General features: G+C 75.2%; 22 protein-coding genes. 11 read left to right on the top strand and 11 right to left on the bottom strand.

Features of this window, described 5'->3' with window-relative positions; translation table 11 throughout:
- The first annotated feature begins 71 nt into the window (after positions 1-71).
- Positions 72-365, top strand: a complete 294-nt coding sequence (locus HK417_RS11550; protein WP_222266497.1) for a WXG100 family type VII secretion target — start codon at positions 72-74, stop codon at positions 363-365.
- 220 nt (positions 366-585) lie between these two features.
- Positions 586-1584: a phytase gene (locus HK417_RS11545; RefSeq protein WP_222266495.1), complete on the top strand. Its 999-nt coding sequence runs from the start codon at positions 586-588 to the stop codon at positions 1582-1584.
- A gap of 30 nt (positions 1585-1614) precedes the next feature.
- Here the strand turns inward: HK417_RS11545 and HK417_RS11540 are convergent, their stop codons facing one another.
- The 3 genes from HK417_RS11540 to HK417_RS11530 all read right to left on the bottom strand — a co-directional run bounded on the left by HK417_RS11540 (position 1615) and on the right by HK417_RS11530 (position 3804).
- The gene (locus HK417_RS11540) at positions 1615-2580 is read right to left on the bottom strand and encodes an MFS transporter permease (protein ID WP_308123523.1); all 966 of its coding nucleotides are present in this window, start codon (positions 2578-2580) and stop codon (positions 1615-1617) included.
- Complete coding sequence (locus HK417_RS11535) at positions 2577-3065, bottom strand: hypothetical protein (protein WP_222266493.1); 489 nt, start codon at positions 3063-3065, stop codon at positions 2577-2579. Before HK417_RS11535 ends, HK417_RS11540 begins: the two co-directional genes overlap by 4 nt.
- 325 nt (positions 3066-3390) lie before the next feature.
- Complete coding sequence (locus HK417_RS11530) at positions 3391-3804, bottom strand: NUDIX domain-containing protein (protein ID WP_308123522.1); 414 nt, start codon at positions 3802-3804, stop codon at positions 3391-3393.
- A 110-nt stretch (positions 3805-3914) separates the two neighbouring features.
- On the opposite strand from HK417_RS11530, the gene HK417_RS11525 reads away from it, so the two are divergent.
- The 5 genes from HK417_RS11525 to HK417_RS11505 all read left to right on the top strand — a co-directional run bounded on the left by HK417_RS11525 (position 3915) and on the right by HK417_RS11505 (position 7312).
- On the top strand, positions 3915-4541 hold the full coding sequence (locus HK417_RS11525; protein ID WP_222266491.1) for a DUF6758 family protein: 627 nt from the start codon (positions 3915-3917) through the stop codon (positions 4539-4541).
- A 156-nt stretch (positions 4542-4697) separates the two neighbouring features.
- On the top strand, positions 4698-4853 hold the full coding sequence (locus HK417_RS11520) for a hypothetical protein (RefSeq protein ID WP_222266489.1): 156 nt from the start codon (positions 4698-4700) through the stop codon (positions 4851-4853).
- Positions 4854-4861: 8 nt separating this feature from the next.
- Positions 4862-5530, top strand: coding sequence for a PH domain-containing protein (locus HK417_RS11515; RefSeq protein WP_222266487.1), 669 nt, complete (start codon positions 4862-4864; stop codon positions 5528-5530).
- Between the two features lie 23 nt (positions 5531-5553).
- Positions 5554-6411, top strand: a complete 858-nt coding sequence (locus HK417_RS11510; RefSeq protein WP_222266486.1) for a PHP domain-containing protein — start codon at positions 5554-5556, stop codon at positions 6409-6411.
- A gap of 49 nt (positions 6412-6460) precedes the next feature.
- The gene (locus HK417_RS11505) at positions 6461-7312 is read left to right on the top strand and encodes a RecB family exonuclease (RefSeq protein ID WP_261326383.1); all 852 of its coding nucleotides are present in this window, start codon (positions 6461-6463) and stop codon (positions 7310-7312) included.
- On the opposite strand, the gene HK417_RS11500 is transcribed toward HK417_RS11505, so the two are convergent.
- Entirely contained in the window at positions 7246-7584 is a 339-nt protein-coding gene (locus tag HK417_RS11500; protein ID WP_222266484.1) for a hypothetical protein, read from the bottom strand. The genes HK417_RS11505 and HK417_RS11500 overlap by 67 nt on opposite strands.
- Positions 7581-8207 (bottom strand): LysE/ArgO family amino acid transporter, encoded by a 627-nt coding sequence (locus tag HK417_RS11495; protein WP_222266482.1) that lies wholly within the window; start codon positions 8205-8207, stop codon positions 7581-7583. Before HK417_RS11495 ends, HK417_RS11500 begins: the two co-directional genes overlap by 4 nt.
- Before the next feature lie 76 nt (positions 8208-8283).
- Here HK417_RS11495 and HK417_RS11490 point away from each other — a divergent pair, with 76 nt between their 5' ends.
- On the top strand, positions 8284-9159 hold the full coding sequence (locus tag HK417_RS11490) for a LysR family transcriptional regulator ArgP (RefSeq protein ID WP_222266480.1): 876 nt from the start codon (positions 8284-8286) through the stop codon (positions 9157-9159).
- A gap of 49 nt (positions 9160-9208) precedes the next feature.
- Here the strand turns inward: HK417_RS11490 and HK417_RS11485 are convergent, their stop codons facing one another.
- The 4 genes from HK417_RS11485 to HK417_RS11470 form a co-directional block, all read right to left on the bottom strand.
- Positions 9209-10081: an oxygenase MpaB family protein gene (locus HK417_RS11485; protein WP_222266478.1), complete on the bottom strand. Its 873-nt coding sequence runs from the start codon at positions 10079-10081 to the stop codon at positions 9209-9211.
- The gene (locus HK417_RS11480; protein ID WP_222266476.1) at positions 10078-10995 is read right to left on the bottom strand and encodes an alpha/beta fold hydrolase; all 918 of its coding nucleotides are present in this window, start codon (positions 10993-10995) and stop codon (positions 10078-10080) included. The genes HK417_RS11485 and HK417_RS11480 overlap by 4 nt, the downstream gene beginning before the upstream one ends.
- Positions 10996-11073: 78 nt before the next feature.
- Positions 11074-12162 carry an outer membrane protein assembly factor BamB family protein gene (locus HK417_RS11475; RefSeq protein ID WP_308123521.1) on the bottom strand — a complete coding sequence of 363 codons (1089 nt, stop codon included), beginning with the start codon at positions 12160-12162 and terminating at the stop codon, positions 11074-11076.
- A 185-nt stretch (positions 12163-12347) separates the two neighbouring features.
- On the bottom strand, positions 12348-14183 hold the full coding sequence (locus HK417_RS11470) for a DEAD/DEAH box helicase (RefSeq protein ID WP_308123520.1): 1836 nt from the start codon (positions 14181-14183) through the stop codon (positions 12348-12350).
- Between the two features lie 165 nt (positions 14184-14348).
- Between HK417_RS11470 and HK417_RS26455 the strand changes: the two genes are divergently transcribed.
- Positions 14349-14999: a ferritin-like fold-containing protein gene (locus HK417_RS26455; protein ID WP_222266474.1), complete on the top strand. Its 651-nt coding sequence runs from the start codon at positions 14349-14351 to the stop codon at positions 14997-14999.
- A gap of 94 nt (positions 15000-15093) precedes the next feature.
- Here the strand turns inward: HK417_RS26455 and HK417_RS11460 are convergent, their stop codons facing one another.
- Both HK417_RS11460 and HK417_RS11455 read right to left on the bottom strand, forming a co-directional pair.
- The gene (locus tag HK417_RS11460) at positions 15094-15324 is read right to left on the bottom strand and encodes a DUF3107 domain-containing protein (protein ID WP_222266472.1); all 231 of its coding nucleotides are present in this window, start codon (positions 15322-15324) and stop codon (positions 15094-15096) included.
- Between the two features lie 103 nt (positions 15325-15427).
- The gene (locus tag HK417_RS11455) at positions 15428-16078 is read right to left on the bottom strand and encodes a TetR/AcrR family transcriptional regulator (RefSeq protein WP_222266470.1); all 651 of its coding nucleotides are present in this window, start codon (positions 16076-16078) and stop codon (positions 15428-15430) included.
- Between the two features lie 99 nt (positions 16079-16177).
- Here HK417_RS11455 and HK417_RS11450 point away from each other — a divergent pair, with 99 nt between their 5' ends.
- Both HK417_RS11450 and HK417_RS11445 read left to right on the top strand, forming a co-directional pair.
- Positions 16178-17215, top strand: a complete 1038-nt coding sequence (locus HK417_RS11450; protein ID WP_222266468.1) for an alpha/beta fold hydrolase — start codon at positions 16178-16180, stop codon at positions 17213-17215.
- A gap of 166 nt (positions 17216-17381) precedes the next feature.
- Positions 17382-18311, top strand: coding sequence for a DUF3152 domain-containing protein (locus HK417_RS11445; protein ID WP_308123518.1), 930 nt, complete (start codon positions 17382-17384; stop codon positions 18309-18311).
- Positions 18312-18351: the final 40 nt, after the last annotated feature.

Here is an 18351-nt window from a genome sequence, read left to right as displayed (position 1 = left end):
CCCGCGGGCACCGCCCCACCGCACCTACCGTGCTCACCCACCGGGAACCGCTCGGTGGGTGAGGAGGCGTCATGAAGGTCGACATCGGGACGTTGCAGGCGATGGCCGGGCAGTGCCAGGCCGAGGCCGGGGACACCGCGTCCCGGCACGCCACGTTGTCCGCGAGCATCAACGACTCGGTCCTGGAGGGCTGGACCGACAGCCAGGCCGCGGTGCAGTTCAGCGAGCTGTACGAGAAGTGGCGGCTGTCCAGCCAGGGGGTGAGCGAGGCGCTGACCGGCATGGGGCAGCTGCTGACCGGCGTGGCCTCGGCCTACCAGCAGCACGAGGCGGAGATGGCCGCGCGCATCGGCTCGCTGCTCTGAGTCGACGCCGGGGCGGCGCGCGGCGCAGAGGCGGACCGCACCGACGACCGCCGCGGACAGCAGAATGTCGATCATGCGCCGTAGTCACGTCACGCAGCGGTCCGCGGGTCGGCATGCGCTCCGGTTCCGCGGCGGGCTGACCGTCTGTGTCGCGGTGGCACTCGCCGCATGCGGCTCGAGCGGGTCCCCGCCGTCCGCGAGCACGCCGACGCCCGCCAGCGTGGGTGACCCGGCCCGTGCCGGCACCGTGGCCACGGAGGTCTCGGCCAGCGTCGAGACGGAGCCGGTCCCGCACGACGGGGATGCCGCCGACGATCCGGCGGTCTGGGTCAACCCGGTGGACCCCTCGATGAGCGCGATCGTCGCGACCGACAAGCAGGGCGGGCTGATCGTCTACGACCTGAGCGGCCAGGCGCTCCAGTACCTACCGGTCGGGGACATGAACAACGTCGACGTCCGGCCGGCTGCTGACGGCTTCACCCTGGGTGGCCGCCCCGTCGTGCTCGTCGTCTCCGGGAACCGCAGCACCAACACCATCGGGGTGTTCGTGCTGGATCCGGACACCCGCCAGTTGCGGGACGTGGCGGGGGACGCCATCCGACCCGACCTGGAGGTCTACGGCTCGTGCCTCTACCACAGTGCCGCGACCGGCGAGCTCTACGCCTTCGTGAACAGCAAGGAGGGCCAGGTCGAGCAGTGGGAGCTGTCCGACGCGGGGTCGGGCAGGGTCGAGGGGCACCGGGTCCGCTCGATCCAGGTGGACTCGCAGGTGGAGGGTTGTGTCGCCGACGACGAACGCGGCGACTTCTACCTCGGTGAGGAGACGCGGGGGATCTGGAAGTTCGGGGCTGAGCCGGATGCCGGCGACTCCGGAACGCTGATCGCCTCCGTCTCGCCGTCCGGGCCGCTCGTCACAGAGGTGGAAGGGCTCACGCTCGTGTACGCGGACGGGGGCTCGGGCTACCTGATCGCCTCGAGCCAGGGCGACGATTCCTACGCCGTGTTCACGCGGGAGGGCGACAACGGCTACGTCGGCAGCTTCCGCATCGTCTCCGGCGGTGGGATCGACGGCGTGCAGGAGACCGACGGGATCGACGTGTCCACGGCCGACCTCGGGCCGTCGTTCCCCGCCGGGATCCTCGTGGCGCAGGACGGCAAGAACGACGGCGCAGCGCAGAACTTCAAGCTCGTCCCGCTCCAGGACGTCCTGCCCGGCTGAGTCCCGACCGGGCCCAGGGACGACGCGCTGTCAGGGTCCCGTCGTCGAGGGCCTCCGGGTCAGGGGGTCGCCCGTACACAGGAGGCGCGTGGGGTCGCCCGGTGCCGGGCGGGAGGCAGTCAGCCGCTCCCACGGCAGGACGGACAGGATCGCGACGCAGTGCGGCAGGAAGATGATCGTGACGCCGGCGTAGACCATGACGTGGAAGCCGAGCAGGAACAGCACCAGGCCGATCCGGGCCCGGTCGCTGCGCACCAGCAGGATGAGCGGCGCGGCGAACTCGAACGCGAGCATCACCCACTGGGCGGCCGGCAGCAGCCAGGCCACGTCGAGGGTCCAGGTCGACAGGTCGGTGCCCCGGCGCAGCACCGCGCGGGTGAGGGTGGAGCCGGTGGCCCAGTCCCAGCCGCCGAACCGGATCTTCGCCCAGGCGGCCAGGAAGTAGGTGAGCATCACCGTCACCAGCACGGCGGCCATCGCCCAGCCGGCGGCCTCCGACGAGCGGCGGTCCCGGAACCGGGCCCGCCCGATCGTCGGCAGCACGGCCAGGGCCACCAGGAACGCGATGCGGTCGTGGTCGACCTTCCCGTAGCTCATCGCGATGACCATCCACTCCGCGTACAGCAGGAAGACGGACGTGCCGAGGAGCCGGGGCGCCCGGCCGGTCGCCGCGGCGAGCGCCGCGGCCACGAGCGCCCACTGCACGAACAGCACGAGGGTGGCGGTCGGGGCGGGCAGGTGCAGCAACCGGGCGACGAGCAGCGGCTGGTACCACTCGGTCGGTACATCGGCGTGCGCGCGCACCCAGGCGGTGGTGAGGAAGACGTCCACCGGGATGAACAGGTAGGCGATCACCCGGAAGACCGCGATCCGGGCCAGCGGGACCGGGCGGGTCCACCAGCGGGAGGTGAGCGGCGCCGGGACGTCGGACGCGGAGGGCGGGGCGGCCTGGGGCAGGGGCAGAGGAAGGGGCGGGGTGTCCGCGGCGGTGCTCACGCGCCGTCCCCCAGGTCGTAGGAGACCAGGACGTCGTCGGACCACGCGCCGGTCTGCTGGCCGTCGGCGAGCCCGAAGCGGCGCAGCACCACCTGTACCTCGACGAGCTCCTCCGCGCCGGGGTGCCGCTCGGCGTAGGAGTCGGCGAGCAGCCCGAGCAGCTGCGGGTGCTCGACGATGCGGGGCAGCTGCCCCTCGAACTCGGCGCGGCGCAGGCCGACCTGCCCGCCGGAGAGCCGTACCTCCTCGCCGAGCGCGGTCAGCCCCACCACCCGGGTGGAGACCACCGGGGTGTCGGGGTCGGCGCGGGTCGAGTACATCTTGAACGGCCCGAAGGGGAAGTCGTCGTCGGTGCCCCACACGGTCCCGGCCAGGACCAGCGCCAGGACGACGGTGGTGGCGGCCAGTCGGACCCGGCGACCGGTGGTGCTGAGCCGCACGACCTCGCCCTCGGCCGGCCGGTCGGGCGCGGACTGCAGGAACACGGGGTCATCGTAGGATCGGCACCCGTCCAGACGGGTCAGCGTCGCTCCGTGCCGGGCAGTTGTCGGTCCGCGGACGGCGCACGTCCCCCTGGTGTCCCGCGGGCACCAGCGGCACCCGTCGCCGTGCGTCGACGAGCGGGAGCTGACAGATGCGGTGCGGCCGGTGCCGTGAGCAGTTCGACGTCGGAGCGGCCCGCACGCGCCGACCCGGTGAGGCCGTCGCCGGGCGCGGCGACCGCCGGTCCACGGTCCGGCGCTGAGCCGGCGGGGCGGGATGCACGCGCGGCGGGTCCGGCCGGCGGGCGGCCGGGCCGCAGCGGGCGGCTCAGCGGGGCAGCACTCCCCAGCTGCCGAGCGCGGTCACCACCCCGGGCGCCATCTCCAGGGCGGCGAGGGCGCCGGCGTCCACGAAGAGGACGTCGTCCGCGTCGTCCCCGGCCACCGGCACCTGATCCGGCTCGGCGAGGGTGCACAGCCAGTCGGTCACCGTGAACACCACGCCGTCCCCGGGGATGCGCACCCGGCCGACCACCGACCGGGGCACCACCCGCAGCCCCGTCTCCTCGGCGACCTCGCGCACCACCGCCTCGGCCTCGGTCTCCCCGGGTTCGACCCGCCCTCCGGGCACCGACCAGAGGCCCGCGCTGGGGGCGTGCCCGCGGCGGATCAGCAGCAGCCGGCCGGCCTCGTCGTGCACCACCGCGCCGACGCACGCCACCTCCGGCATCGGTCCGCCCACGTCGGCGAGGCTACGGCCGGTCCGCGACCGGGCGGCGGGCACCCACCGGAGGCCGCGGCGTACCGGGCAACGCTTGACGCGAGCGTCCCGGGACAGGACGGTGAGCGGCGATGAGCGTCTCCCCGGTGTGTCCCCGCTGCGGCGAGGCCCTCGTGGTGAAGCCCGGGTCGACGGCCCTGGGCTGGTGCCACCTGCACGCGGCGGTCACCCCGCTGCACCACACCGCGGTCGTCGCGCACGACACGATCTCCGCCGTCACCGCCGACGCGCGGGTGCCGGCCTGGGTGCCGGACCCCATGCCGCCCGGCTGGGTCGTCACCGGGTTGGCGTGGGGCGGGGAGCCGGGTGCCCGGGCGATCGTCGTCGCCTGCGCCGGGCCGGCGCCCCTCGGGGAGCCGGCGGAGGCGGTGCTGGTCGCCGAGGAGCCGGGCACGGGCCTGGGCTGCGGGTACGCCGGTCTGCCCGGCGTCGACCCCGGTGACCTGATCGGTGGCCCGTCCACCACCGCGGTCCGCGCGGCCGGGCAGCGGGCGCCGCTGTGGACCGTGCCCACGCCCAGCCAGGACCGCGCCGCGTTCGTGGGGGAGGCGTACGGGGTGTGGCTGTGGATGGTCCTGTGGCCGTCCTCGGCCGCCTGGCTGCTCGCCGACGACCTGGGCCTGCTCGACCTGCGCGAACGGGTCTACCCGGACCTGCCCCTCGGCCCGCCCACCGAACGGCTGCTGCCCGGCCGCTGAACCGGTGATCCCCCGACTCTCCGGCGTGGCGGCTGGCGCGGCCGCTGCGGCGGCTGTTACGCATGGGTCGCGGTCTTCCCGGCCGTGGTGGACGATGCTGGGCATCAGGGTCCAGCTCGCCGATCGACACACGACACAGGAAGCGGTGCGAGTCCCTTGCTGAAGAAGGTGCTCACCTGGCTGGTCGTGGCCTTCGTGATCTTCTACGTCATCCAGCGGCCCGAGGACTCCGCGAACATCGTGCACAGCGCGGGCTCCGCGCTGAGCGACGCGGCGACCTCGCTGGCCGCGTTCGTGGGCTCGCTGATCTGAGCCCGGCCGTGTCCGGCCCACGCGCCCGCCGCCCGCGGTGGGGCAAGGACGCGGCCAAGTACCTGCTCCCCGACGAGCCGCCGGTCGTCGCCACCCGTCGGCACCCGGCCGTGCTCGCCCGCCCGTTCTCCCGGGGGATCCCGGTGCTCGCCCTCGGGGGGCTGCTCCTCTCGGAGGCCGAGGACGTCCGGCTGATCGCGATCGTCGGTCTCGTCCTCGTCCTCGGTGCCCTCGCCTATCTCGGCCTGCACGTCGCCGAGTGGTGGGTGCGGCACTTCCTGGTCACCCGCCGCCGTGTGCTGCTCACCTCCGGCGTGATCATCAGGACCGTCGCGGTCATGCCGGTGCGCCGGATCACCGACCTCACCTGGAAGGAGACCTTTTGGGGCCAGCTGCTCGGCTACGGCACCTTCCGGTTCGAGTCCGCCGGCCAGGCGCAAGGCCTCGACGTCATCACCTTCGTGCCGCACGCCGACGCGCTCTACCGGCGGCTGAGCGAGCTGATGTTCGGCAAGGACGCCGCGACCAGTTCGGTGAGCCCCGAGGAGGACGCCGACGGGTCGGTGGACGCCCACAACATGGGGAACGGCGACGCGCCCGAGCGGCGGGCGCCCCGGCCGCTGCCGTCCGGACGGGGCCACGACACCGCGCCCATCCCGCGGTACCGGGACAGCTGACGCCGGTGGGGCACGCTGACCGGGTGAGCATCGACCTGCACACCCACTCCTCGGTGTCCGACGGCACCGACAGCCCGGCCGCCCTGCTGGCCGCCGCGGCCGCCGCCGGCCTCGACGTCGTCGCGCTCACCGACCACGACACCACGGCCGGCTGGTCGCCCGCCGCCGAGGCGCGGCCCGCCGGCCTGGTGGTCGTGCCAGGGATGGAGCTGTCCTGCCGGTGGTTCCCGGCCGACGAGCCGCCGATGAGCGTGCACCTGCTGGCCTACCTGTTCGACCCCGAGCACCCCGGCCTCGCCGCGGAGCGGGCCCGGCTGCGCACCGAGCGGCTCACCCGCGGCGAGCGGATCGCCGCTAACCTCGCCGGAGCCGGCTACCCGGTGGTGTGGGGGGAGATCGTCGAGCGCAGCGGCGGAGGCGTCGTGGGGCGCCCGCACATCGCCCAGGCCCTGGTGGCGGCCGGGGTCGTCGAGTCCGTCGACCACGCCTTCGCCACGCTGCTCAACCACCGCAGTCCGCACTACGTGACCAAGGCCGACACCAACGTGCTCGACGGCGTCCGGCTGGTGCGGGCCGCCGGTGGGGTGCCGGTCTTCGCCCACGGGCTGGCCACCTCGCGCGGCCGGGTGGTCGGCGACGCGGCGATCCGGGCGATGGTCGAGGCGGGACTGCTCGGCTTGGAGGTCGACCACCCCGACCACACGCCCGAGCAGCGAGCGCACCTGCGGGAGCTGGCCGACGAGCTGGGCCTGATCCGCACGGGGTCCAGCGACTACCACGGCGCCAACAAGGTCACCCCGATCGCGGCCTGCACCACCGAGCCCGACCAGTACGCCGCGATCGTCGCCGCCGGCACCGGGTGCGCCCCGTTGACCGACTGAGAGCTGTCACACCCCCCGGCTACCGTGGCCGCGTGGGGGTGAGCCGGCGATGAGCGCCCAGCTGGAGATGCCCGGCATGCCGCGGCGGCTGTTCCCGTGCACGCCGAGCAAGCTCGCGACCTTCGCCGACTGCCCGCGCCGCTACCGGTTCGCCTACGTCGACCGGCCCCTCCCGCCCAAGGGCCCGCCGTGGGCACACAACACGGTCGGCTCCGCGGTCCACACGGCGCTGCGGTCGTGGTGGGAGCTCCCGGTGCCGCGGCGCACCACCGCCGCGGCCCGGCAGCTGTTGTACGGCGCCTGGTCGCACACCGGTTTCCGCGACGAGGAGCAGTCGCAGCGGTGGCGGGCCCGCGCCGCCACCTGGCTCACCGACTACGTGGCCGGGCTGGACCCGACCGACGAGCCGGTGGGCACCGAGCGCACCGTCGGGACGACGACCGAGCGGCTCGCCCTCTCCGGCCGCGTCGACCGGATCGACCGCCGCGGCGACGAGCTGGTGGTCGTGGACTACAAGACCGGCCGCGTCCCCTCCACCGACGACGAGGCCCGTGGGTCACCCGCGCTGGCCGCCTACGTGCTGGGCGTCCGCCGCACCCTGCGCCGACCGTGCAGCCGGGTCGAGCTGCACCACCTGCCCAGCGGCACGGTGGCCGCCTTCGAGCACACCGACCGGTCGCTGGCCAACCACGTGCGGCGCGCCGAGGACATCGCCGCCGACATCGCGGTCGCCACCGAGGCGGTGGCGGCCGGGCAGAGTCCGGACGACGCCTTCCCGGCGGTCCCCGGCCGGCAGTGCAGCTGGTGCGACTTCCGGCCCAGCTGCCCGGTCGGTCAGGCGGCCGCGCCGGCCCGGGAGACGTGGAGCTTCCTGCCCGAGGAGCCCGCCGCTGACGGCTGAGTCAGGCCGGCCGGAAGGCCGCGGGGACGTCGGTGCAGCGGGGCGGTGAGCACCTCGAGCAGGTGGCCGTGACCCCGGGAGCACAGCCGCAGTTCGAGCAGGTCGACGAACCAGCGGACGGCGCCGTCGCGGTCGGTGACGCCGATGATCATGTGGTGCAGGGCGGCAGTGGCACCGGGCACGAGCGGACTCCCGAGGGCAGGCGTGCGGGTGCCGGCGAGGACGTGGCCGCCGGCGGGCCGGAGCAGGAGCTCGGCTCCAGCGCGGTTCACCCGGCGCGGGCACCCCGGACCGCCAGGGAGACGGCCAGCGACACCATGACGACGGCGATCCCCGCGTCCAGCACCCGCCAGGCGGTGGGCCGGGCGAACACCGGCCGCAGCAGGCGCGCCCCGTACCCGAGTCCGATGAACCAGACGGCGCTGCCGAGCGCGGCGCCGCCGGCGAACCACCAGCGCTGACCGTCCCAGGTGCTGGCCAGCGAGCCGAGCAGCACCACGGTGTCCAGGTAGACGTGCGGGTTGAGCCAGGTCAGCGCCAGGCACGTGGTCACCGTGACCAGGAGGCCGGCCCGGCGGCCGGCCTCCTCGGTGACCAGCGTGGCCGGCCGCGCCGCCCGCCGGGCGGCCATCACCCCGTACGCCAGGAGGAACGCCGCGCCGCCGAAGCAGACGGCCGTGAGCAACTCGGGCGCCCGGCTGACCAGCGCTCCGGCACCCGCCGTCCCCGCGGTGATCAGCAACACGTCGGAGACCAGGCAGACCCCGACGACGGCCGCCACGTGCTCGACCCGCAGTCCCTGCCGCAGCACGAAGGCGTTCTGGGCGCCGATCGCGATGATCAGGGACAGGCCGAGGCCGAGCCCGGAGACGGCGGCGAGGAGAGTGGGGGACACGCCGACGAAGCTAACGGCCGACATTCGTCACCACCGCTCATGTTCCTGACGCAGCTGAAGCGGCTCTAATGATGAAGTGGACCTCGACCTCGGTCAGCTGCGCGCCCTGCAGGCGACCGTCACTGCCGGCACCCTCGACGGCGCCGCCCGCGCCCTGCACGTGACCCCGAGCGCGGTCAGCCAGCGGCTCAAGGCCCTGGAGACGGCGACCGGCCGGGTGCTGCTGGTGCGGAGCAAGCCGGTGCGGGTGACGGAGTCCGGGCAGGCGGTGCTGCGGCTGGCCCGCCAGGTGGCCCTGCTGGCCGCCGACGCCGCCCGGGAGCTCGTCGGTGAGGAGCGGATCACGCTGCCGATCGCGGTGAACGCCGACTCGATGGCCACCTGGGTGTTGCCCGCCCTCGCCCCGCTGGCCGGTGAGCTGGCCTTCGACCTGCACCGCGAGGACCAGGAGCGCACCGCTGCCCTGCTGCGCGACGGGCGGGTGATGGCCGCGGTCACCGCGGACTCCGAGCCGGTGCCCGGCTGCACGGTCACCCGGCTGGGCGGCATGCGCTACCGGCCTATGGCGACCGCCGCCGTCGCGGGCCGCTGGTTCCCCCACGGGGTCACCGCCGCGGCGCTGGCCCGGGCGCCGGTCGTCGTCTTCGACCGCGACGACGACCTGCAGCACCGCTACCTGCGGCAGCGGGGCGTGGACCCGGCCGCGCCGCCGCTGCACCTCGTGCCGGCGTCGGCGGACTACGTCAGCGCGGTGCGGCTGGGGTTCGGCTGGGGCATGGTGCCCGCGCAGCAGGAACCGGCCGGGGAGCTCGTCGACCTCGACCCGGACGGCGCGGTCGACGTCGTCCTGTACTGGCAGCAGTGGAAGTTGCGCACCCCGTCACTGGACCGCGTCGCCGACGCGGTGCTCGCCGCGGCTCGCCGCGCGCTCGATGAACCCGCCAGGTCCTGACGTCGGCCCCGCCCCGGCCCCGCCCCGGCCCCGCCCTGGGGGTCCTTCTTCACGCGCTGACCGGCACCGCCGCGGCGGTCCGCTCCCGGGCCGCGCGCACGATCGGCGACTCCCGCACCCGGGCCGGGATCGCGAGCGCCGCCTGCCGGAACGCCCGCAGCGCCGCCGTGGCTGCCGGGTCGGTGAGACCGAGGCCGGGCAACCCGTACAGCCGGCGGGCCCAGCGCGGCAGCGTGACGACGCCGAGGGCGGCCAGCGTGCTCCACGCCGGGCGGGCCGGGGTGAGCAACTGCACCCAGCGGGGCATCGGCGGGACGAGGACGAACCGCGAGGCGTTCCGCGCCGCCGGGGTCAACGCCAGCTGCGGGCGCACCCGCGCCAGGTAGGCGTCCAGCTCGGCGACGGTCGCCGGGACGTCGGCCTCCGCGCAGCCGATCAGCACCGCGGCGGTCACCTGCTCGGCCAGGTAGCGGTCGGCGTCGGCGTCGGTCAGCGGGACCCCGGCCCGGCGCGCCACCGACAGCATCGACTCGACCTCGCAGCAGTGCACCCACAACAGCAGGTCGGCGTCGTCCACCCGGTAGGAGCGGCCGGTGGTCTCCTCGACGGCCGACTTGTCCCGGTGCATGCTCCGGACGCGGCGGATCGCCCGCAGCGCCTCCCGGCGGGTGCCGAAGGTCACCGTGGCGACGTACTCGGCGGTGCGGGTCAGCCGGGCCCACGGCTCGGCGGTGAAGGCGGCGGAGAACTGGTGCACGCCGTCCATCGCGACCGGGTGCAGCGCCTGCAGCAGCAGGGCGCGGATGCCGCCGACGGAGAACGCCGGGTCGGCGTGGATGCGCCAGCTGACGCTGTCCGGGCCGAAGAACCCCAGCAGGTCCTCCTCGGCGGTGAAGTCGCGGATGGACGGGGTCGGGTTCACCGGAGGACGCCGCCCGGCGGCCGGGCCGGGACCACGGCCCAGAAGTCCAGCACCACCTGCAGCGTCCGCGCGGGGTTCTCGATGGCGGGGGAGTGGACCGCCCGCGGGATCACCTCGTGCCGGGCGCCGAGCCGGGTGGCCATGTCCGCCTGGACGGCCGGGGTCCACGCGTCGTCGGCGACCCCGTGGGCCACCAGCACCGGCACGCCGGTGGCGGCGAGTTCGGGGACGCGGTCCGGCTCGGTGAGCATCGCGTCGGCCATGCCGCGCAGCCCGGCCTCGCTGTTGGCGAGGAACCGGCGGGTGAGGAACTCCCGGGTCGGGGCCGGCACCGTCTGCGCCCGCGGGTCGGTCATGGCGAGCTGCTCGAGGGTCTGGCTGACCAGCTGGACGCCGCCGGCGTCCAGCAGGGGGGAGAGGTGGTCGAGCAGCTCCCGGCGGGGGCCGGTGAGCCCCGCGGGACCGCTGCCCAGCAGGGTCAGCGAGTCGAACAGCGCCGGCTCGGCGAGCACCGCGCCCCGGGCGACGATGCCACCGAAGCTGTGCCCGAGCAGGTGCAGCGGGCCGGCGCCGCCCTCCCGCAGCCGGCGGCCGAGGGCGACCAGGTCGGCGGCGAGCTCGGCGACGCTGTAGGCGGCCGGCTCGTCCGGGCCGGGGGACTCGTACTGGCCGCGCTGGTCGATCGCCACCGCCCGCAGCCCCGCGTCGGCCAGCGGTGACAGCAGCGGGGCGAAGTCCTCCTTGCTGCCGGTGAACCCGGCGACCAGCAGGACCGTGGCCCCTTCGGCACGGCCGGTGTCGAGCGCGGCCAGCTCGCCCGCGCCGCCCGGGAAGGTCACCCGGACCGCGTCGTGCGTGGCCAGCTGGCGGAGGTCGTCGGGGGCGGCGTGTTCGGAGCCTCCAGGCAGGACCATGACCCGAGTCTGCCTCGCGATCCGCGGTCGTGCCGCGATCTTCCCTCGCTTGTCAGCCGTTGGGGAGTCTCCCGGCCTTCACCGCAGACCGAGCACCTGGTCCGACGTCGCGTAGACCACGACCGGCCCGAGCAGGGCGGTGCGGCCTCCGGCCGGCAGGGTCCCGGCGGCGGTGGAGCGGTCCAGCTCGGTGCCGTCGGCGAGCGACCGGCGGACGAACGCGCCGTCCTCGGGGACGACGACGGCGTCGTCCGCGCCGCGTGCCGGCAGGCCCGTGGCCGGCACCGACCAGCGCGGCCGGCCGGTCTCCTGGTCCAGCGCCCACACAGTGCCGCGGGCCCACAGCAGCGTCACGTCCCCCACCTCCGCCTGCTGCAGCGGCTCGGCACGGGCGTCGTCCCCGGCGGCGAGCGCGGGCAACGGGAGTGGCTCGCGCAGGGTGCCGTCGTCCGGGTCGATCACGTGCACGGTGTCGCCGACGACGACGTCCACGAGGCGGCCGACCCCGGCCAGGCGCGCGGTGCGGCCCCCGGTGTCCAGGTCCCGGGTCCAGATCACGGTGCCCCCGAACCCGTCGAGCAGCTGCACCTGCAGCGGCGCGGAGCCCTCGCAGCGCTGGAGCACCACCACGCCGGAGCTGCCCACGTCGGCGCCCACGAACCGGCAGCCGGTCGCCGGGGTGTACCGCCAGCGGGTGTTGTTGCCGGTCGGGTCGATCGTCATGACGCCGGTCGGGCTGGCGGCCAGCAGGATCTGGTCGGTGCTGGCCAGGTCGACGTCGGCGCGGAACCGCACGTTGCGGTACCAGTCGCGTTCCCCGGTGGTGGCGGTCAGCGCGACCGCCTCGTTGCACCGGCCGGTGGTGCGGAACACGGCGATCACCACGCCGTCGACGGCGGTGGCGTCGCACAGCGTGGCGTTGGACCGGCGGTAGTGCCAGGCCTCGGTGCCGGTCCCGGCGTCGAGCATCGCCAGTCCGTGCTCGTCGGTCACCAGCACCCGGCCGCCCTCGACGACCCGGCGGGGCCCGTCGGTGGTGGTCGCCGTCCAGGCCGGCGCGAGCTCGTCGGCCGGCGCCGCGTCGGGCACGGTGGGCGCTGCCGCCGTGGTGGTGGAGGTGGCGACGACGTCGGAGGTGCGCCACAGCACGACGGCGACGGCGGCCACCACGAGGGTGACCGCCGTCCAGGTCCAGATCCGCAGCGGCGGGCGCCGCAGCCTGGTGCGTCGCTGGAACGGCCTGCCTCCAGGGGCCCGCCCCGAGTGGAGGATGGCCCCGTCCAGAGGCTCGTCCCGAGCCTGCGAGGGATGAGGGGGACGAGGTCCTTCTCGGGGGGAAGGCAGGTCCTTCATCAGGCGGCGGACTCGGAGCCCCCGCCGCTGCGCTTGGCACCGCCGCGCCGCCGGCGCCGACGGCGGGGTGCGCTGTCCTCGCCGCCGTCGGAGGTGGCGGTCTCGACGGCCGCGGCGTCGGCCTCCGCGGGGGCCGCACCGGCCTCGGCGGCGCCCCCGCCGCGGGTGCGGCGGCGGGGCCGGCTCTTGCTCGGGCCGGCCGACGGCTCGGCGTCCTCCCGGCCCGGGCCGGAGTGCTGGTCGGAGCGCCCGGCCGGCCGGTGCTTGCGCCCGGTCTCGCCCAGGTCCTCGACCACCTCGGCGTCCAGGCCCTCGCGGGTCCGCTGCGAGCGGGGCAGCCGGCCGGTCGCGCCGGTGGGCACGTCCAGGTCGGTGTAGACCCACGGGGAGGTGGAGTAGGTCTCCGGCGGGTCGGCGAAGTCGAGGTCCAGCGCCTTGTTGATCAGCTGCCAGCGGGGGATGTCGTCCCAGTCGACCAGGGTGACCGCGACGCCGGTGGAGCCGGCGCGGCCGGTCCGGCCGATCCGGTGCACGTAGGTCTTCTCGTCCTCCGGGCACTGGTAGTTCACGACGTGGCTCACGCCGGTGACGTCGATGCCGCGGGCGGCGACGTCGGTGGCGACCAGGACGTCGACCTTGCCGCTGCGGAAGGCGCGCAGCGCCTGCTCGCGGGCGCCCTGGCCGAGGTCGCCGTGCACGGCGGCCGCGGCGAAACCGCGCTCGACGAGGTCGTCGGCGACCTTCTGCGCGGTGCGCTTGGTGCGGCAGAAGACCATGACCAGGCCGCGGTCGCGGGACTGCAGCACCCGGGAGAGCAGCTCGGGCTTGTCCAGGTTGTGCGCCCGGTAGATGAACTGCGTGGTCTGCGGGACCGTCGAGCCCTCGTCGTTGCCGTGCGCCCGGATGTGCGTCGGCTGGCTCATGAACGACCGGGACAGGGTGACGATCGGGCCGGGCATCGTCGCGGAGAACAGCATGGTCTGCCGCTTGTCCGGGACCATCGCCAGGATCCGCTCGATGTCGGGCAGGAAGCCCAGGTCGAGCATCTCGTCGGCCTCGTCGAGGACGAGCACCTTGACCTTGCCCAGGATCAGGTGGCCCTGCTGCGCGAGGTCGAGCAGCCGGCCGGGGGTGCCGACGACGATCTCGACGCCGGACTGCAGCGACTGCACCTGCGGCTCGAACGCCCGGCCGCCGTAGATCGCCTGCACGCGGATGCCGCGCTTGGCGCCGGCCGCGGCCAGGTCGCGGGAGACCTGCACGCACAGCTCACGGGTGGGGACGACGACCAGCGCCTGCGGGACGCCGTCGCCGCCCTCGGCCGCCGGGACGACCCGCTGCAGCATCGGCACGCCGAAGCCCAGGGTCTTGCCGGTGCCGGTGCGCGCCTGGCCGATCAGGTCGTGGCCGGCCAGCGCCAGCGGGAGGGTCAGCTCCTGGATGGCGAAGGTGCGGGTGATCCCGACCTCGGCCAGCGCGGCGACGATGTCGGGGTGCACGTCGAAATCGGTGAACAGCGGGCTGTCGCTGGCCACGGGGGCGCCACCCAGCTGCTCGACCTGCGACTCCAGCTCCTCGGGAGCCGGTGCGCCGGTCTCGGCGTGGTCGAGCTCGGGAGCCGCCGTGGGGGTGGGGGTGTTCTCGGTGGAGGTCAGTTCTCTCGCCTCAGGTCTGATGGGGGACCGTCCCGCGTCGCCGTGCGGCCCGTCCTCGGGGCGCCGCCGGCGACGCTCGCCGGTCCCGGTCGGTTCCGGGATGTCGATCCAGCGCCGACGCGGCCAGTCGACCGGGCGTCGAGTGCAGACTGCCCGGGAGAGCTCCGGGTGGAGCGTCATCCGGCGGCCATCAGCGCACATCGGGTTGCACAGGGTAGAACGAGCCGAGCGGCTGTCCCATTCCATCGTAGCCCGCGGCTCCCGTTAGCCTGCCTCCGCTGCCCGCTCGACACCCCGGAACACCACCCGAGGGGGAGGGCCGGCCGGTCCGGAGGGGGAGTGCACGTGGGTGAGGTCGACCAGAAGGCGGTCGTGGAACTGCTGGGGGTCCTGTCCTACGCGGAGCTGACCGCGTTCGACCGGCTCGCCGAGGACGCCCGGATGGCCCCCTCGATCCAGGGCCGCGCCGCCGTCGCCCGGATGGCGGCCGCCGAGGTCGCGCACCACGACCGGCTCACCGCGCGGCTGGTCGAGCTGGGCGTGGACCCGGCGGAGGCGATGGCCCCGTTCGCGGCCGCGCTGGACGCCTTCCACGACGGCACCCGGGCCAGCACCTGGCTCGAGGGGCTGGTGAAGGCCTACGTCGGCGACGGGCTGGCGGCGGACTTCTACCGCGAGGTGGCCGCGTTCCTGCCGCAGCCGGACCGGGCGCTGGTCGAGGAGGTGCTCGCCGACACCGGGCACGCGGAGTTCGCCGTCCGTGAGGTGCGGGCGGCCATCGCCGCCGACCCGGCGGTCGGCTGGCGGCTCGCGCTGTGGGCGCGCCGGCTGGTCGGCGAGGCGCTCACCCAGTCGCAGGCGGTGATCGCCGAGCACGAGCAGCTCGCCGACCTGATCATGACCGGCACCGGCAGCATGGCCGGCGTCGGTGAGCTGCTGCAGCGGCTGACGACCGCGCACGGCCTGCGCATGCGGGCGCTCGGCCTCAACCCCTGACAGAAGGACCCCGGTGCCCCCCACGCCTCGCGAGCTCGGCGTGGGCCCCTGCACCGGGGCCGTTCCATCAGGTTGCGTCGAGCGCCTCCGGCGCTCAGCCGGCGATGAAGCCGACCCGGCGCTGGTCGGCCTCGGCGATCTCCACGTAGGCGATCTTCGCCGAGGGGACGACGACCCGGCGGCCGCGCTCGTCGACCAGGGTCAGCAGGCCGTCCTTCGCCGACGTCATCGCCCGGGAGACCTCCGCCGCGATCTCGTCGGGGCTCTGCGGGCTGTCGATGACCAGCTCACGGGGCGAGTGTTGGACACCGATCTTGACTTCCACGTGCAGATGCCTCCTCAGGTCTGGCTGCTGCTGACCACGCTAGTCCAGGCGCTGCGGGGCAGCCGGTCCGGCGCATGCGCCGACAGCGAACGGGGAGGGGTGCTCAGTCGGCCTCGACGTCGTCCCGGCGGGGGAACCGGGAGATGCCCCGCCAGGCCAGCGTCGACATCAGCGACACCGCCTCCTCGCGGGACAGCGTGCCCTTGTGTGCGATCCGCCACCGCGCGCTGCTCTCGAACAACCCGGTCAGACCCGAGGCCAGCAGCAGCGCGCGTTCCTGGTCGGCGCCGGTGTCCGCGGCGATGACCTCGGCGATCGCCTCGGTGCACGCCCGGGTGCCCCGGTCGACGACCTCCCGCACCTCGGCGTCGTTGCGCAGGTCGGACTCGAAGACCAGCCGGAACGCCTCGCCGTCGGCGTCGATGAACGCGAAGTAGGCACCCACCGCCGCGTTGACCCGGGCCCGGTTGTCGTCGGTGCCGGCCATCGCCTGGCGCACCCGGTCGGTGAGCTCCTCGACCTGCTGCTCGAGCAGCGCCAGGTACAGCTCCCGCTTGCCCGGGAAGTGCTGGTAGAGGACCGGCTTGCTGACCCCAGCGCGGTCGGCGATGTCGTCCATGGCCGCCGCGTGGAAGCCCTGCGCGACGAAGACGTCCTGCGCCGCCTGCAGCAGCTGCACGCGGCGCGCGCCCCGCGGCAGGCGGGCCGTCCGGCGCTGGGCCGGCGGCGCGGGGACGGGGCGGCTGGGCTGCATGGCCCGGGGATCTTACGGCGGCCCGGCCGGGATGGCGCGGATCGGCCGGACGGCCCCACTCCGGGCGGGTGCGGGCAGTGGTGTCCTACCGTCGGTCAGGTGACCGACGCACGGCTGTCCTCGACACCCCTCGCACGGCTGGGGCCGCTGGGGGCGCCCATCCCGCCGTGGCCGGGACAGATGGTGCCGGTGTCCGGTGGCGGTGAGGTCCTGGTCCGCTGTACCCCCTGGCGAGGGCCGCTCGACCCCGCGCCGCCGGAGCAGGGCGACCCGCCCCGGGAGCGCGCGCTCTACGTGCACGGCCTCGGTGGCGCGTCCACGAACTGGACCGACCTGGCCGCGCTGCTCGCCGTCCGCTTCGACGGCTACGCGCTCGACCTGCCCGGTTTCGGGATGTCCGCGCCCACGGCGCGGGACTACTCCATGCGCCGCCACGTCGAGGCGGTCGTCGACGTCCTGGAGTGGATGGTCGCCCGTCCCGGTCCCGGCCAGGGGCGGCCGGTCCACCTGCTCGGCAACAGCTTGGGTGGGCTGGTGAGCGTCTGGGTGGCCGCCCGCCGTCCCGACCTGGTCGCCACCCTCACGCTCATCTCGCCGGCGATGCCGGTCTACCGGGTCCCACCGGCCTTCGACCGGGCCATCACCCTGGTGCTGCTGCCGGGTGTGCCCTCCCTCGCGGGACGGCGGATCGCCGGGGTCAGCCCGGAGCAGCGGGTCCGCGGCCTGCTGCAGATGTGCTTCGGCGACCCGCGCCGGGTGCCGGAGGAGCGCTTCGACGAGGCGGTCGAGGAGCTGCGCCAGTACGACGCCCAGCCGTGGGCCGGGCAGGCACTGACCCGCAGCCTCCGTGGCCTGATGACCTCCTACCTGCGCCTGGGCCGGGCCAACGCCTGGCGGATGGCCCGCTCGGTCCGTGCGCCCACGCTGGTGGTGTGGGGCGACCGCGACAAGCTCGTCGACCCGGGGCTCGCCGAGCGGCTGGTCGGCGTGCTGCCGGACGCCCGCCTGCAGATGCAGCCGGGCGTGGGGCACCTCGCCATGCTCGAGTCACCGGAGCCCACCGCCCGGGCGGTCCTCGCGCTCGCCGAGGACGCCGCGGCGCCCGTTCCGGCCGGCCAGGCGGCGGCGCGCGGGTGAGCCGCGGCCGACACGAGACCGATACCCGGGTGGCTGCGCCGCCCACGCGCTGCCACGTGAGAGCCTGACCGCCGTGACCAGGCCGGACCACCCGGACCGGTCCGCCGGACCGCCCGTGCGGACGCATGCCGGGACACCTCGCGCGACGGGACCACTGGGCCCGTACGTGCGCCCTGCCGTGCCGGCCGGTCCCGTGCCCCGCCGTCCGCCGCCCCGCGTCGCGCCGCGGGACCAGTACGGACCGGCGAGCGGGCCCCTGGCCCGCCCCGCCTCCCGCCGCCGGCGCGTCGCCGAGCCGGACGGCTGGGTCCGGCGCTTCGTCCGCCGGCACGGCTGGCGGGCGTACGCCATCCCGCTGCTGACCGTCGCGACCCTGCTGACCGTCGCCGACGTGGCCGCCACCGCCGACGGCGGGTCCTACAAGGCAGCGCCCGCCGCCGGCGCGACCACGGCCACCCCGCCTGGTGCGCCGAGCCCCGCCGGAACGCCCGCGCCACCGCCGGCCGAGGGGGAGGGGCTGCCCACCGCCACCCCGCCCAGCGCGGCGCCGGCCACCTACGTCGAGCAGGGCGCCGGCAGCGTCACCGTCGTGGACGGTGTCTCCCCGGTGTACGGCAGCGGACCGCTGCAGAAGTTCGTCGTCGAGGTGGAGGACGGCATCGGCGTGGACCCCGCCGGCTTCGCCGCGGCGGTCGAGGCGACCCTCGGGGACGGGCGGTCGTGGGGGCACGGCGGCGCGCTGTCCTTCCAGCGGGTCGGCGCCGCCGAGGCCGCCGCGGGCGACTACGTCTTCCGGGTCAGCCTGATCAGCCCCGGCAGCATGGAGACCTACTGCCCGGGCGTCGGCACCGGCGGGTACACGTCCTGCCGGTACGGCGAGCGGGCGGTCATCAACCTGGCCCGGTGGGAGACCGCCGTCCCCGACTACGCCGGGGACGTGGCGACCTACCGGCAGTACGTCGTCAACCACGAGGTCGGGCACGCACTGGGCAGGGGGCACCAGCCGTGCCCGGGGACCGGTGAGGTGGCGCCGGTCATGCAGCAGCAGACGCTCGGGCTGGACGGCTGCGCCAAGAACGCCTGGCCGTTCCCGTGAGCCGGCCGTTCCCGTGAGCCGGCCGTTCCCGTGAGCCGGC

This window comes from Modestobacter marinus, from assembly GCF_019799945.1.
Taxonomy (GTDB): domain Bacteria; phylum Actinomycetota; class Actinomycetes; order Mycobacteriales; family Geodermatophilaceae; genus Modestobacter; species Modestobacter marinus_B.
The sequence above is the reverse complement of the archived record's forward strand: the minus strand, read 5'-3'. Positions and strand labels throughout refer to the sequence as shown.

Coding starts and splice junctions, on each gene's coding strand:
- HK417_RS11550 (WP_222266497.1), top strand. CDS start 72: ATGAAGGTCGACATCGGGACGTTGCAGGCGATGGCCGGGCAGTGCCAG.
- HK417_RS11525 (WP_222266491.1), top strand. CDS start 3,915: ATGAGCGTCTCCCCGGTGTGTCCCCGCTGCGGCGAGGCCCTCGTGGTG.
- HK417_RS11505 (WP_261326383.1), top strand. CDS start 6,461: ATGAGCGCCCAGCTGGAGATGCCCGGCATGCCGCGGCGGCTGTTCCCG.
- HK417_RS11480 (WP_222266476.1), bottom strand. CDS start 10,995: ATGGTCCTGCCTGGAGGCTCCGAACACGCCGCCCCCGACGACCTCCGC.
- HK417_RS11470 (WP_308123520.1), bottom strand. CDS start 14,183: ATGACGCTCCACCCGGAGCTCTCCCGGGCAGTCTGCACTCGACGCCCG.
- HK417_RS11455 (WP_222266470.1), bottom strand. CDS start 16,078: ATGCAGCCCAGCCGCCCCGTCCCCGCGCCGCCGGCCCAGCGCCGGACG.